Source organism: Myroides sp. A21, assembly GCF_000807225.1.
GTDB lineage: Bacteria > Bacteroidota > Bacteroidia > Flavobacteriales > Flavobacteriaceae > Flavobacterium > Flavobacterium odoratimimum.
Genome location: NZ_CP010327.1, coordinates 3,951,871 through 3,966,452, shown reverse-complemented (window position 1 = coordinate 3,966,452; position 14,582 = coordinate 3,951,871). Strand labels below are relative to the sequence as shown.

The 14,582-nt window shown below is 31.7% G+C and carries 13 protein-coding genes, 2 tRNA genes and 1 pseudogene; 3 read left to right on the top strand and 13 right to left on the bottom strand.

What is annotated here, in order from left to right; genetic code table 11:
• Positions 1-4: 4 nt before the first annotated feature.
• The 7 genes and pseudogenes from MYRA21_RS17715 to MYRA21_RS18855 form a co-directional block, all read right to left on the bottom strand.
• The gene (locus MYRA21_RS17715) at positions 5-889 is read right to left on the bottom strand and encodes a hypothetical protein (RefSeq protein ID WP_052237557.1); all 885 of its coding nucleotides are present in this window, start codon (positions 887-889) and stop codon (positions 5-7) included.
• Positions 886-1,866 (bottom strand): IS30 family transposase, encoded by a 981-nt coding sequence (locus MYRA21_RS17710; RefSeq protein WP_039328002.1) that lies wholly within the window; start codon positions 1,864-1,866, stop codon positions 886-888. The genes MYRA21_RS17715 and MYRA21_RS17710 overlap by 4 nt, the downstream gene beginning before the upstream one ends.
• Positions 1,867-2,263: 397 nt before the next feature.
• Positions 2,264-3,621, bottom strand: a pseudogene (locus MYRA21_RS17705) (IS3 family transposase).
• Positions 3,622-3,662: 41 nt separating this feature from the next.
• Entirely contained in the window at positions 3,663-5,261 is a 1,599-nt protein-coding gene (locus MYRA21_RS17695) for an IS66 family transposase (protein ID WP_052237556.1), read from the bottom strand.
• A gap of 49 nt (positions 5,262-5,310) precedes the next feature.
• Positions 5,311-5,649: an IS66 family insertion sequence element accessory protein TnpB gene (gene tnpB / locus MYRA21_RS17690; protein ID WP_081316899.1), complete on the bottom strand. Its 339-nt coding sequence runs from the start codon at positions 5,647-5,649 to the stop codon at positions 5,311-5,313.
• Complete coding sequence (locus tag MYRA21_RS17685) at positions 5,649-5,936, bottom strand: hypothetical protein (RefSeq protein WP_006258245.1); 288 nt, start codon at positions 5,934-5,936, stop codon at positions 5,649-5,651. Before MYRA21_RS17685 ends, tnpB begins: the two co-directional genes overlap by 1 nt.
• Positions 5,937-5,976: 40 nt before the next feature.
• Positions 5,977-6,129 carry a hypothetical protein gene (locus MYRA21_RS18855; protein ID WP_255420025.1) on the bottom strand — a complete coding sequence of 51 codons (153 nt, stop codon included), beginning with the start codon at positions 6,127-6,129 and terminating at the stop codon, positions 5,977-5,979.
• A 52-nt stretch (positions 6,130-6,181) separates the two neighbouring features.
• On the opposite strand from MYRA21_RS18855, the gene MYRA21_RS17680 reads away from it, so the two are divergent.
• On the top strand, positions 6,182-7,075 hold the full coding sequence (locus MYRA21_RS17680) for an IS1595-like element ISMyr1 family transposase (RefSeq protein WP_039330145.1): 894 nt from the start codon (positions 6,182-6,184) through the stop codon (positions 7,073-7,075).
• A 9-nt stretch (positions 7,076-7,084) separates the two neighbouring features.
• Here the strand turns inward: MYRA21_RS17680 and MYRA21_RS17675 are convergent, their stop codons facing one another.
• Both MYRA21_RS17675 and MYRA21_RS17670 read right to left on the bottom strand, forming a co-directional pair.
• Positions 7,085-7,369, bottom strand: coding sequence for a hypothetical protein (locus tag MYRA21_RS17675; protein ID WP_039330143.1), 285 nt, complete (start codon positions 7,367-7,369; stop codon positions 7,085-7,087).
• Positions 7,370-7,665: 296 nt separating this feature from the next.
• Complete coding sequence (locus tag MYRA21_RS17670; protein WP_006264127.1) at positions 7,666-8,310, bottom strand: response regulator; 645 nt, start codon at positions 8,308-8,310, stop codon at positions 7,666-7,668.
• Between the two features lie 151 nt (positions 8,311-8,461).
• On the opposite strand from MYRA21_RS17670, the gene MYRA21_RS17665 reads away from it, so the two are divergent.
• Positions 8,462-8,686 (top strand): hypothetical protein, encoded by a 225-nt coding sequence (locus tag MYRA21_RS17665; RefSeq protein WP_039330141.1) that lies wholly within the window; start codon positions 8,462-8,464, stop codon positions 8,684-8,686.
• A 128-nt stretch (positions 8,687-8,814) separates the two neighbouring features.
• Here MYRA21_RS17665 and MYRA21_RS17660 read toward each other — a convergent pair whose 3' ends face one another.
• On the bottom strand, positions 8,815-10,752 hold the full coding sequence (locus MYRA21_RS17660) for a tetratricopeptide repeat-containing sensor histidine kinase (RefSeq protein WP_235280002.1): 1,938 nt from the start codon (positions 10,750-10,752) through the stop codon (positions 8,815-8,817).
• A gap of 988 nt (positions 10,753-11,740) precedes the next feature.
• On the opposite strand from MYRA21_RS17660, the gene MYRA21_RS17655 reads away from it, so the two are divergent.
• Positions 11,741-12,220: an N-acetyltransferase gene (locus tag MYRA21_RS17655; RefSeq protein ID WP_039330137.1), complete on the top strand. Its 480-nt coding sequence runs from the start codon at positions 11,741-11,743 to the stop codon at positions 12,218-12,220.
• 39 nt (positions 12,221-12,259) lie between these two features.
• On the opposite strand, the gene MYRA21_RS17650 is transcribed toward MYRA21_RS17655, so the two are convergent.
• From MYRA21_RS17650 to MYRA21_RS17640, 3 genes are all read right to left on the bottom strand, one after another.
• A tRNA-Arg gene (locus MYRA21_RS17650) sits at positions 12,260-12,333 on the bottom strand.
• A gap of 83 nt (positions 12,334-12,416) precedes the next feature.
• A tRNA-Arg gene (locus tag MYRA21_RS17645) sits at positions 12,417-12,490 on the bottom strand.
• 595 nt (positions 12,491-13,085) lie between these two features.
• Positions 13,086-14,495 carry a thioredoxin-like domain-containing protein gene (locus tag MYRA21_RS17640; RefSeq protein WP_039330135.1) on the bottom strand — a complete coding sequence of 470 codons (1,410 nt, stop codon included), beginning with the start codon at positions 14,493-14,495 and terminating at the stop codon, positions 13,086-13,088.
• Positions 14,496-14,582 lie beyond the last annotated feature (87 nt).

Below are 14,582 nucleotides of genomic sequence, written 5' to 3'. Positions count from 1 at the left end.
TTCATTAGGATATCCACATCTCTTTTTTACAAGTGAGTTTATCTACCTTATCAAGAATCTCTTTAATTCTTAAAGAATTAATATACTCTCTAAAACTCATTTTATGCTTATAGGTAAAATACTGTGCTAAATAATATCTAGAGACTTTAATTTTTATAGCTAAATCACTAATTTTAAAATTAGGATCTAAAAAAGCTTTCTCTACTAAAATAACTTGTTTAACTTTAATATCTATCTGTTCTAGAAAATCTTCACTTAATCTAACCTTATCATACTTATCGCAAACATCTTTATTTACTTCAAATACATTTATCTTAATCTCATCATTATGCATTAAATCATAATCTAAGAAAGAAGATTCCCTTTTTACTTGATTAGTTAAGATTACTTCAGAAGTGTTACTATAAATTTCAAACGATTCATCTTGAGTTAAAAAATCCACTTTAAAAGTATCTGAAATCACATTGTATCTAAAAGTACTAACTATAACATAAAGCCATAATAAAGTTAAGATTGAGAAAACAAATAAAACATCATAATTATGATCAAACAGAGTTAAGAAAATAAAAATAATTATAGAAAAAACAATAGTAAAACTTATCAAATAAGACAAATACAATATAGCCTTGAATTCCTTTCTATTACTACTTACTGCTTCTGACAACCTATCTTTCAATAAATAAAATCCTTTTATTCCATAAAAAAGCAAATGCATCATAACAAACACATAAAAGGAATAATACCATATATCCTCTATAAATCTCAAATCGTCTTTCACATAAAACACTATAAAAGAAAGTAAGACAAAAAGAAAAAGTGATAAATAATAATCTTTAAAATAAACTCCAAAAAGCTTTTCTTTCTCTTTGAATAAATAACGTGAATTCAAGTTATAAATGCAACAGTTGCTATTTTGTCTAATTTATCTGCAAAAACTTCATTAGGCGATTTAAAACCAAATCTCTTTCTTGGTCTATTGTTTAAAATATTTACAACTCTATCTATTTGTTGTTGTGTAATTAAATCGAAGTTACTCATTTTCGGGAAATATTGTCTGACTAAACCATTTAAATTTTCATTAGCGCCTCTTTCCCAACTGTGATAAGGTTTTGCAAAATAATAGGCAATCTGTAACGCATTAGCTATATTTTGATGGTTTGCAAACTCTTTTCCATTATCAGAAGTGATTGTATGTAGAAGAGGTTTGTAATCCTTTAATAGCTCTATTGTTTTAGCCTCTATCGCATGAGCTTGTTTAGATTCAACCTTCCCCATTAGTAAAATCCCTGTGGCTCTATCGTTAATAGTTAATAAGGCTCCATTATGATTTTTTCCTATTATCAAATCAATTTCTAAGTCTCCTATTCTTTCTTTTTTGTCAACAATACCAGGTCTTTCATCTATATCTAATCTGTTCGATATTACCCCTCTACTATCTTTATTGCTTCCTCTTTTACGATATTTTTTCCCTTTATTTCGTAGATGCTTATAAAGCTTTCCTCCTTGCTTTTTATCCTTCCAAATAAACTGATAAATACATTCTACTGAAACCATTTCTATCTTCTCTATTTTACATCTTCCTACTATTTGTTCAGGGCTATAATCTTTATTGAGCAGCGACAAAATGGTTGCTTTGACACTTTTATTTAAGCGTTTATGCTTAGGTTTTTCTTTATGACGAAGTGTTGTCTTTTTTTGAGCAAGATCGGCTTTATAAACACCGTTTCTACCATCTGAATTACGTTTAAGCTCTCTGCTAACAACTGATCTGTCTTTGCCTATATAATCACCTATTTCACTAAGTGATCTACCTAAATTTTTATATGCTTCTATTTTGTATCTTTGTTCTAACGTTAAATGTGACATCTTTTTGATTGTGTAGGAACTTCAAAAGTAGATGTTTTTTTTCGCCAACAGCGGGGAACATTTGCCCCATGGGGCAAATGTTCCCCGCTGTTCTTTTAAATGCTGTTGCATTTATTTGTTGAATCTAAGTAATGGTATATAATTAAAAAAACATAAGGTCCATAGAATAGAAACAATAACATCCAAAATGGGAAAAGTCCAATATCTTTCTTAACTATAAATTGCCAAATAAGGGTGGAAGACTGTATAACAATTAGATAATTGAATCTACTTAATAATCGTATGCACCCGAGCAAGTACATCTTGTGAGATCTAATTATTCTTCTACATTATCCAGGATTGTATGTCTTCAAACTAATGTAGACTTTTAGCACGTAAATATAAGATAGTGTATTAGTTATAAATTTATTACTTTTTGTTGATTATACAACTGTCTTCTTTTAGTTAAAGTTTCTTGTTTTAATACAGCTCTTTTTTCTAATATTTTATCTGAATTACCATAATAGACATCCTTAGGAGTTAGGTTACTAATAGCCTCGTGATACCTGTTATTATTGTAGTTTTCTACAAAAATCTCAATAGCCTCTATTAGCTCTTCAGGATGATAGTAATTATTAAGTTTTACAACATTTTTCATTGTTCTATGATATCTCTCAATTTTTCCTTGTGTTTGAGGATGTAGAGGTCTACCATGTACCTGTTTCATTTTCATATCATTCTCTAAAAAGATTTTTAAATCTTTTGCGATGTAGCAAGGTCCATTATCAGATAATAACTTAGGTTTTGCTTTTGATTTGAGTTTTGCCTTGTTTATAGCTGTTTCTACGGTTCTTTTTACATCATTAGCCTCCATAGAATCACATAGTTCCCAATGAATAATATAGCGACTGTAATCGTCTAAAATCGTGCTTAAATAATACCAACCCCATCCAATAATTTTAAAGTATGTGAAATCTGTTTGCCACATTTGATGTACAAACTGTGTTTTATCTTTAAATTCATTAGATGCTTCTATTAGAATATGATTTGGAGCGGGTATTAAATCTCTCTTCTTTAATATTCTATAAACACTGGACTCTGAGATATAGATACCTTGTTCATCTGTAATTTTATATGCTAATTCTCGTGAAGATAATTCAGGATATTCTAAAGCTATCTCAACAACTAAGTTTTGTTGACTCTCAGGAATACTATTCCATTGTTGGTTACTTATTCTTTTACTCTTTTCTAATCCATCATACCCTTTTTCTAAGTAACGTTTATACCATTTATAAAAGCTACTTTTAGGAATGCCAAACTCTTCAAGAGTCTTTTTAACTCCCAATTCACTTGTGGTTACGGTTTGGATTAGCTCATATTTCTCTGCTGCTGTTAGTCTCATATACTTGCGATATAATTCATTTATTCCAGCATGTCTAAGGTTTTTTTTACAATATCGTAACGCAATACCAAATCTGCAACTACCTCTTTTAGTTTTGCATTTTCTTTGCGTAACTCTGCTACTTCATCACTGGTAGCCTCTCTTGTAATATCACCAGATAATCGCTTTTTACCTGCTTCTAAAAACTCTTTATTCCATTTATAGAACTGAGCTTGAGTGATAGAATACTTTCTACATAGTTCTGATACAGAAAGCTCTGCTCGTAATCCTTCCATTACAATCAATACTTTTTGTTCTGAGGTAAATAGTCTACGCGTATTTTTACGGATATCCTTTACCATACTTTCTGGTGTTTTCTTACTGACTCTTCCCATAATTATAAAGTTATCATTTTTTAGAAAACACTATCTTATTTTCAGTACATTAATTGTCCACTTTTTGCTGACGATTTACAATCCAGGATAAGTTTCTTGTAATTATGAGGATATAAGTCAGCGATATTCTTGTGGTTGATGGATTGAATATTTTCAAGAACATACTTTAGCCATTGATATGGATTAATGTCATGCTTTTTGCAGTTAGCAAAAAACGTATAGGCCATAGCTGCTCTTTGTGCTGCATCATGAGAACCGGCAAAGAGATAGTTTTTACGACCAATTGCTACAGGTCTGATTACATTTTCAACAAGATTATTGTCTATCTGCAAGTTTCCATTGTGTAAGTAATCACTTAGATTACTCCATCTTTTTTGAGAGTACGCAAAAGCTTTACCTATTCTACTTTGAGGTAAGGTAAGATTCATCTGAGCAATCATATATTTACCAAGCTTGTTGATGATTGGTAAACTTTCATCTAGACGAAGTTCTTTGATTTGGTCAGGAGCTAAGTTTTGTTCTTTAGCTTTTCTCTCTATAGCATATAACTTCTGTATTTCTACTAGTACATGCTGCGCCCTTTTTCTATCGTTATCTAAAGCTTTTTCAAATTCACGTCGAGCATGTGCCCAACAAGCAAGATGCGTTACATCTGACTTATTTCCATAGGCTTGGTAGCCGCTAAATCCATCAGTTTGCAGATATCCTTTGAAGTTTTTTAATATAGGTAGTGCAGCACTACCGCTACGAGTAGGACTGTAATTAAACATTACAAGCTTGGATATAGGTGCATGATACACCCAATAGTAGCCAAGATGAGTTTTGTCTTTCTTTTTCTCATCTAAGACTTTGATGGTGGTTTCATCAACTTGGAGATAACCTTCATTTTTGATGTCCATCACCAGCTTTTGGTATAGTGGTTTTAAAGCATCCATACTTTGAGCAGCCCAACCATCTATTGTAGAAGAAGCTATATCGATATTTTCTCTTGAAAAGCGTTGCTTTTGTCTATAAAGAGGAAGGTGGTCAACATATTTATCTACAAGTATTGTGGATAATAATCCCTCTGAAGGGATTCCTTTATCTATAATTCGCTCTGGAAGATCGCCAATACTAATTTTAGTATTGTCTTTATCTTTAGTAGCGTATTTATATCGGATGTAACGCTTGATTTTAAAGTAACCTGGAACATAATCTAACACATCTGTAGTTTCTTTACCAATGCAAATCATATCAGATAAATCTCCCTCAGGATGTATTTCTATTTCTTCTACGGGTAAATGATCTGGTAGTTTAGCTCGTCCTGGATGTTTCTTTTTCTCACGAGAGTAGGTAATCTCTTGTTTGATTACTTCTTCTTGTTCCTCTAAGACTGCTTGTTCAACATCTAAAGGTAATTGAGTTTGATTGGGATCCTCAAAACGTTCTCGGCTTTGACCGAACTTCATGCGCTCAAGTAGCTTTACACGATATTCCAGTTCTGTATTTTTTTCTTCTAGTTTAGAGGTCTTTTCTTCTAAGCTAGTAGTTTTCTTCTCTAACTTAGTATTTACTTTTTCTTGTTTGGAAATAGTCTTTTGGGCTTTGGTTAAAAGTGCCAAAAGTTCTTGTTTCGATAAGTTTTCTAAGTCTATTTCCATGAAGTAAATATACGTCAAAAGCCTTATTTATACAAGGATTAAGGCTGTTTTATCTCATGGAAAACCGCCTTTTTTGACTACTTTTTATCACTTGTATTCCTTCAATCATAAGTACCAAATCACTCCAACTGATTTGAGTCCGATTATGAATAGGAAAAGCAAAAGTACCTTGTTCTAATCGCTTGTGATATAACACAAAACCACCTGTTTCCCAGTGTAAGAGTTTAATCTGATTACATCGACGATTGATAAAGACGTAGACACTTCCATTATGAGCGACTTGATTAAGCTCGTTTTGAACAAGACCACATAGACTATCGAAACTCTTGCGCATATCACAAGCTGATTTATACAAGTAGAATTGATGGCTACTACTCAGACTAAACATTACACAAGGTTTACTAATGAATAGAGTTCACCCAAATCTTTCGTTTCTAAACGTAACTTCACTCCATTAGGATACACGATTTCGTATTCTTTACTGTCGGTTTTAGATGTTTCACCTATTGCTATAAAGTTACTTGAGCCTTCTTGCTCTGTTTCACTCTTAAACTTTACTACCCAATAACTAAATGTCGCCAGCTTAATTCCAACACTTTCACAATACTTTGATTGTGTTAATCCACTTGCTTGCCAATCCTCTACATGAGAGTACATAATTTCTTGTTTGCTCATCTCTTTATTATTTAAAGCAAACTTACTTCCTTACATTATATTATGAAACATGCACTTGCTGGGGTGCATACATTATAAAAGAGTCTTTTCTAGCTAAGTAACGAGTTGCTACACCAGAGGCACCTCCTGTTCTTAAGGCAGTAAGATGAGAACCATCCACTATTGCTTGAGTAAGGTTGTTTTCTGAATCAATTAATTGAGTTATTAAATTAACTTCCGTATTTTAGTGTCTTAAAATCAATAGTATGGAAATTTTTAAGGGTCAAAACCTTCTGAACTTAGTAAAAGAACTACCAGATGACGAATCTTGTAAAGCTTATTTAAGCAAAATAAAGTGGTCAAATGGTTTTACATGTGTAAAATGTGGTCACCAAAAAGGTTGTTTAAAAACTAATCATTCATACTATTGTTATAATTGTGAACATGTTGAGAGTTCAACGGCTAATACCCTATTTCACAAAGTCAAATTTGGTTTGCAAAAAGCATTTATGATTGTGTTTGAAATGACAACTTCTACAAAAAGTATCTCAAGTATTCAAATGGGTAAGCGTTATGGTATAAGCCAACCAACAGCATGGGGATTTATGCATAAAGTACGTATAGCTATGCAAAGTAGTGAACAGTATCCTATGACTGAAACAGTTCATGTAGATGAGTTTGTTGTGGGAGGATATGAACAAGGTAAACCAGGGAGAAGTTATGATAGCAAAAAGACTAAAGCTGTGATAGCTGTGGAATTAAATACTCAAAGCAAAGTAAAAAGAGCCTACGTTAAGTGTATTGATGATTACTCAGCTAAGTCATTAACTACTATATTCGAACAACATATTTCACAAGATGCTAATGTAGTTACAGATAAATGGAGAGGGTACAATCCTTTGAAAAAGAAATATAATATTACTCAAAAAGAAAGTGATAAAGGAGCTAATTTTAAAGAATTACATGTAATAATTCACCAACTCAAGTCATGGATTAGGACAGTACCTTCACATATCCATAAGAAATATATCCAAGCTTACTTTAATGAATTCGTATATAGGTTAAATAGATCCTTATTTAAGGAAACAATTTTTCATAACACAATTGTTAAGATGGTTAAGGCAAAACCAACTTCTTTAAATATGATTAACGGAAGCTAAACAGATAACTCAATCAATTAATATAACTAGACCTTGTATGGCAGGGTGACCATTCACACCACCTTGTTTGCGTATGCTTAAAAGTTTTACACCTGCTGTATTGATATTGGAAATTAACGATGGTTTAAAAAAGATATCTAGATAGTCATTGCCCAGACCTGTTATTACTCGCTCAGGCATCTCAGCTGTATTATTAGATAGTTTAACATAAGCATCCACAACCGTTTCTATTGCTTCTTCTATAGAAACCAATTGTTTTATGTCTTCTGAGTTTAATACTTTTATGGTATTCATACTTTATGTTTTTTGTTTAAAAAAATAGGTTATAAAGATTTATCTTATTAAAAGTTCTTTATAAAATGAGTTTTATTGTTTTATAGAAAACAGAATGCTTTCTATGTATGATTGAGGTTTCAATTTATAAAAACCAGAAAGGATAACCAAATTTTTTTATTTGACAGTTTTCTTTAGAGTTAATTAAATGAGAACTGCCTGAGTTTTACAGAAGCTTATATATTAACCTAACAAAAAGGAACCACTTTATGGTGATTCCTATTTTATTTAAAAGATTGGTCTTGAGAATTAGATTATTATATAAATCCTTGTTTCTTAGCCTCTCTTAGTAGACCACTATTTTCTGTTACATTAAATACCTCTTTTAATAACCCGATATTGCGTTGTACAGAGCTTAGGCTTTTATGTATTAATGCTGGTATTTCTTGAACCTTGTACCCTTTATCTAATAACATTAAGATTTGGATGTTGTCTTCTTGTAGTAAGACTGCGCGCTGATTCATAGAGATTAGAGCTTGTTGTGCTTTGCTAGACCTATAGATATTTCCCTTTATTGTGTTTTCTATTGCTAGGATTAGTTCATCTGTATTTACATCTGATTTTATCAATAAAGCGTGAGGTCTTACTTTTTTATGGATATTATAAACAATCGTAATCTCCTCGTGTGCAGTAATCACTAGTATTTTTATCCCATCATATTTCTCAGCTAAGAACTTAGCTAAGTCTATTCCATTTTCTATATCATTATAGGGCTTACCTATATTGTAATCTAGTAATAAAAAGTCTACTTTTTCTATGCTATCCACCAGCGTTATGGCATCTTCTATATTAGTAGCCTCATAGAAGACAGGTGTCTCATATTTGCTTTGGATAATAGCTTTATAGCCATTGATAATCATTGGGTGATCATCTATGATAAGGAATTTGTAAGATAGCTTCATTTATAAAAATTAACATTTTTGAAGTTTTTCAAGTCACTAGATTGAAAAACTCATTTGTATTTTTGAAAGGATGTAAAAAAGGAGTGTAGTATGGTACACTGCTTGTCATATAAAGTAAAAGTATAGAAGAAGAATAACAAAAGAAAATAATATGAACAAAAAAATTATTTATGCTTGTGCTGCTATCTTGAGTTTAACAGTTTACTCATGTAGTGTTGATCCTTTAGAGAAAGAAAGCAAACCTCTAAATGCTTCAGACTCATTTAAAGGAGGAGAGTTCAGTACAGTAAGAGATTCTATTCAGACAAGATCATTTGGACAAGAAATGGAAAGTGCTGATAATATTGAAAAAGGAGTAGATAAAGGAAAGAAATAGTATATACATCTGAATTAGTTAGTCTAAAAGATTAAAGATGTCATAGATTTATTCCATCTGTATATACGATGTCATCGAATTTATTTCGATTTTTTTAAAAAGAGGTTATCCATGTGATAACCTCTTTTTTAATGAGGTATATTGATGATAATTACAGTTCCTTGAGTTGTCGAATTGACTTCTAGGGAGGTGTGGAGCTGTTTCGCTCTATTGCTGATGTTTTTGAGTCCATTGCTATTTTTAACTTTAGAATAGTTAAACCCTATTCCGTCATCTGTGATGGTTATTCTATCACTAGTCTCTGTTTTAAAGATAGAGATAATACAGTTTTTAGCTTGAGAGTGTTTGATGACATTTTGTATCGCCTCTTGCAGTATTCTATAGATATTTATTTTATCATCATAGCTAACCTTATCCCATTTATAGTTTTTGGATATGATAAGCTGAAACTTCTGTTGATCTGTACTGTTTTGAACCACTAGTTTGGAGATGATTTCAGAGAAGCCTTGTTGAATAAACTCGTGATTTTTGAGGTCATGGGAAATTAGCCTGATTTGATCTTGTACTTTTTCTATTTCGTGTAGTATAGGAAGGTTTTCTTTAGAATTCCCCAAACTTAAACGAACGATAAATAGAGAATTAATAATACCATCATGTAGCTCCTGACTAATCCTCTCTCGCTCTTTAGTCAAGACATCTTGAGATAATTGTTCCTGCTCTAGTAGGAGCTTGAATATTAGTTCTTTATTTTCTTGATCTTGTTTTAAGAAGGTGTACTTTTTGATTTTATTTCTATATAGAATAATAAATAGGAGAATAATCGCCAATAGTACAATGATAATTGAGGTAATCAGTAGTTGAGAATTCTCCTTTTTTAGGTTGACGATGTTCTTTTCTAATTTTTCGCTTTCGTATTTAATTCTCGCAAATTTATTTCTCTTACTGATCTGTAGTTTATTGATACTGTCATTAAAAGCATAATACAGACTAATGTATTTGGTAGCTTCTTGTTTGTCTGTTAAGCTAAGTGCTTTTAAACTTTTTAAGATAGTATTGTTTGCATTTGTTTCAGTAGAAAGAGTGTACGTGTTTTTGTAGTATTCTATTGCTTGAAGAGTATCTTTCTTTTTTAGAGCTAACTCAGCAAGTCTAAAATTATTAGCTGTTAAACTTTGTCTATAAGCTAGGTTATTACTAATATTTAGAGATTCTATTAAGAGCTTTTCAGCTTTATGAAGATTGTTTAAACTGATATTAAGAGTTCCTAAATTAGTTAAGACAATAGCATATAGTTCATGATCTGTATTTAGATCAATAAGTATACTATGACTATATTGTAAATAAGTTTCTGCGTTGAGGTATGATTGTTGTGTATGGTATAAAGTTCCTATATTATTATAGCAAAATGCTTTTGCTAATAAAAAGTCCTCTTCTGTTATAAGATTTTTTTTATATATAGTTTCTAAGATATGGATAGCCTCTGAGTAATAGAGAAGTGCTTCATTGGGCTGTTGATTTAGGTCTAAGATATTCCCTAGGTTTAAATAGATTTCATACAGAAGTCTACTTTTAGGTTTTTCATCTAAGGTTTCTAGAGCTTCTAAAGCTTTGTTTTCGGCTTCGATATACAGCCCCTCTCTAAATAGAACTATAGATTTATATTGCTGCATTCTTGCTATGTTCTCATCTGAGGGCATACTTTGATAAATCTGTTCAGCTTGGTCAAAGTATATATAGGCACTATCTAATTGCATTTTATAATCGTAGTAATCTCCGATGTACCACAATGATTTAGCGACTAATAAAGAGTCATTGTTTTTAGTCGCTATTTGATTGATTTCCTTAGAGTATCTAAAGTATTGATCATATAGCTCTAGGTTATAAGCCTTAGAAGCAATATCGATCAGTTGTGAGCTTTTTGGATTTATGCTTTTAGTGATTGTAAATAAAGAGTCTAATGTGTACTGATTTTCTATTAGTGATCTATCATTGGATTCGATATTATCTAATACTTTTTGATTGCTAAGGTGATTTGTTTTTACTGCTGTTTTTTGACAACCAAACATGCTTATAATTAGCAGGCTACACAAGATGTATTTTGCATAGTGTCTTACAGATATTCGCTTACAGTATTGGGTAAGAGTGTCAAGTAATGCTAATAAGGAAGAGGCAGAATACATGGTTAGAATTTTAAAAAGATTTAGATTTGACTAGTATGATGAAGGCAACTCTAGTTGTAGTAAAAGTAGAATAAAAATATGTACATCACAACTATGAAGTAGGATACAGAAGGTATTAGATGGAGGATTGACTAAAACTTGTTTATCTACTGAAACTGTATAGTGAAAATGGAGTAAAGGAATTGAGTTAAGATGTCGGATTCTAGTTTTTAATGCGTTGTTATTGAGTGTGAAAGGCTCCTGTAATTAGTGTTTTGTTAACATTTTTAAAGTTTTAAACTTATACTTTCTTAAAGTATGGCTGACGATAGAAGGTATAAGCAAGAACACCACTATATTTGTACCTGTAAATGCTAAGCAAATACACAAAGTTAGAAAAGCGTTATGAGAATTACTATATAACATGAAGAATGATACAATGTTTAGTAGTTTATTTTATTGACTGTTTGACCAATTGTTGTTTCCAGATACAAGGGCAGATAAGAATAAGTAGCTAACTATATTGTATACTATAAAGTCACTAAAAGGCGAAGATGGTAATTGTGGGGACAAATATTGAAATAGATTGTATGGTATGCTATTTTAATATAACCATCTGAGTCTACTACCTAATATAGGGAGTGACTTTATTTTTCTTCATTGATGAAAAGTATACTTTGTATCTTTTTAATTATGATAGCCTCTAAGGCTATATTCTTTACTTATTTACTACAGGAGACATCTGATTACACTTCGTAATTAATAGTATATTTGTCTCTAGTCTAAGGTTCCTCTTAAACAGAAAACTACAGTTGTAATATTTAGAGTCAACTATACACAAAGTGTTTGGTTGAGGGGGATCTTGGTTTAGTATCAAGAGCAAAAAAATCAGAATATGTTTTTAGAAGAATTATATCCGCAATATAAGATTGAGTTAATTGAGGATAAACAAGTATTGCCTTATTCTTTACTATTATTAGCGGATGAGACCGTTCAGGCAATAGATAAGTATGTATTCGATAGTGATGTCTATGTCCTAAGAGAGGGAAGTCATGATTTAGCAGTTTTCTGTCTTTACCACATAGATCATGAGGTTGTAGAACTTAAGAATATAGCTGTGTCTGCTGAGCTTCAGGGCAAGGGAATAGGGAGTCTATTGATTAAGGAGATTATTAGACTTGCAAGAGTAGGAGGGGATTGCCAGATCATAGTAGGTACAGCAGACTGTGGAGTAGATCAAATACGATTTTATGAACGCAATGGCTTTGTAAAGTATGGTGTAAAGAAAGACTTCTTCCTAGAGAATTATGATGAGCCTATTATAGAAAACGGTATTCAGCTCCGCGATATGGTTATGCTAAAAATGAGTATATAAATAAAAAGCCCTTGTTATTTCTAACAAGGGCTTTTTTAGTGATCCAATCAGGATTCGAACCTGAGACCTACTGCTTAGAAGGCAGTTGCTCTATCCAGCTGAGCTATTGGACCATTTAATCTTATAAAATAGATTAAAAATATCTATCAAAATTGATATTTTAGGATAAATACTCCTTAGCTTAGGAGAGTTTTAGTGATCCAATCAGGATTCGAACCTGAGACCTACTGCTTAGAAGGCAGTTGCTCTATCCAGCTGAGCTATTGGACCATTTAATCTTTATAAAAGAGATTAAAAATTGTCAATTTTAGAAGGCGAATACCTTGGTTTTTTTGACGTGGCAAATATATTGCTTTTTATTTAAAAGTTCCAAGGTAAAATAGTACTTTTTTTTGTAAAAAAATCAATGGTTTGATATCAAGTGATTTATAATTGAAAAGAAATGCCTTTTTCTTTGATTTTTCTTGATTTTACAAGGGGTTTGAGGGATTTTTTTGTTTTAAGATTCATCGGTTTTCTCTAATTATCCTTTAGAGTTAGGTGTTTTCTTGGTTAGAATAGAATGAAGCATGCGCCATGTAAAGCAGTTGTTGTATCAGGTATTGAAGAAATTTTTTGTCAAAAAATAAAAATAGAATATAAAACTAAGACTATTGCTGTACAGTTATAGCAGTATGGGATGAGTTTTAATAGCGTTGAGTCCGTAGTGAGTCCGTAGTGAGTCCGTTATGAGTCCGTTAAAACAGGCATTTAAACGGAGTCAGTATTGAGTCATGATGTAGGCAGTACAGTTTTATTCAAAGGGAGATAGAAGTATGATAAAAGTGAGAGCCCAACCATTCGGTTGGGCTCTCACTTTATTTTATTATTGCTTTAAAATTGTTTCAAAGTTCTTGTCAAAGATATTGACAAATGGATCTATGATAGAACCATCTTTGTCTAGTAGCATGCAACGTTGGATTTTTGTGATGATCCACTGATCTTTCATTTGGTTAAAGTCATCAGATCTAAGCTCTATAATACCATTAGAAGGGTAGCGCTTTAATATACTTAGCCACTCTCCATGTTCACCATCGATACAGATCGATATGATTTCTATATTTGGCATTTCAGCTTTTAATTCTGCAGCTATCTGGTGAGCTGCGTCAGCATGCGCTATTCCATTTTTTGTCCAGAAGAACATTAGAGTTCTCTTATTGATAATAGAATTGATAGATACCTTTTGATTCTTAGTATTCACTAGAGGAACTTCAGGTAACTTCTTCTCATATTTAAGATTTTGAATTGCTTGTTGGATCTGGATGATCTCATTGTGTTGATTCTTATCTGTAGATAGTTCAAAGTATCGCTCTAAGAACTTATCATTATTATTTAAGTTCTGATCCTCTAATAAGTAGATAAATGCAATATTGTCTAAGATAGCATTTTTAACTTTATCGTTTCTGATTAAGGTGTCTACTATATTAAGCTTATCGATATACTTATCAAACTTGTTGTCTGGTATAATGTTTTGTTCAGGCTCATTCACAATAGAGTTTAGCATTATGGCTAGGTATTTAGTGAATGAAGAGTACTTTAATAAACGTTCATCATTGAAGTTTATTTTTTTTCTAAAACTATAATAGTCCGCAGGGAGTTTATCTCTTACATCTTCATCTGTTCTAACATAGTGTGCAGTAGGATAGAGCTCTTTTAATGCGAAAAAATGTAAGTCAAGCTTCGCTTTTGCATACAGGTCAAAGTTGTCAGACCAGTTGATAATAGCTTTATTTCTTAGATAGTAAGTAGTTCTAGCTGCATGTACAGAATCTATTCTTCGACTAAATTTCTCTGGAGATACATCGAAAGCACTATATCCTTCACTCTCATCCATGATATTTCTTACCGTTAGATTCATTAAGAAATTATTCTTTTCGGCACCTCGTCCAGAGAAGATAATAGAATGGTCAAAATCTCTTGAGTTAAGGCGTAGTGTCAGACTGTCATTTTTATCGAAGTAGATGTATTGAAACTCAGGATTGTGCTTATAGATATACATTCCTGGCGTTAATGAATCGAATTTTTTGTAAAACTTATTGTTTTCGTCTAGGAACAAAGTGTCTAGGACTACATTGTCTTTGCAGAATAAAAGGTAATTAGAAGTAGGATTTATAATCTCACCCTGTATATAAGCACTATAATCTTTAGGATCGAATTTCTTTTGACAAGATGCAAGAAGGCTTATAAGTGGGATAAAAAGATATAATAAATTTGTATTAGGTAGTTTTTTCTGCATTAGCTAAATGACTATTTGTTCGAGAGATAATATAAGCAAATTTAAGTTTTACGGGTGTTTTATCTTGTTAATGATTGGTTAAAGTAG